The 243-nt window shown below is 71.6% G+C and carries 1 pseudogene; it reads right to left on the bottom strand.

The window, feature by feature from the left end:
• A pseudogene (locus tag H928_RS26975) lies at positions 1-243 on the bottom strand (single-stranded-DNA-specific exonuclease RecJ); the annotation flags it as partial.

The following is a 243-nucleotide window of genomic DNA, read 5'->3' as shown; positions in this document are numbered from 1 at the left end:
ACCAGCACCTGCGCGCCTTGCTGGTGCACGCGCTCGGCAATCGCTGCCGTCAGGCCATAGCCATCGACCACGCGGTCGGGCACCAGGTAGCTGACCTGCTGGGCGCCCAGCATGCGCAGGCCGCGCAAGGCCACGGCGCAGGCGGTGGCGCCGTCGCAGTCGTAATCGGCCACGACGCAAATGCGCTGCTGGCGGCCAATCGCATCGGCCAGCAGCAGCGCCGCTTCGCGCGTGCCCAGCAGG

This window comes from Comamonas sp. B-9 (assembly GCF_000410635.1).
GTDB lineage: Bacteria > Pseudomonadota > Gammaproteobacteria > Burkholderiales > Burkholderiaceae_C > Comamonas.
The sequence above is the reverse complement of the archived record's forward strand: the minus strand, read 5'-3'. Positions and strand labels throughout refer to the sequence as shown.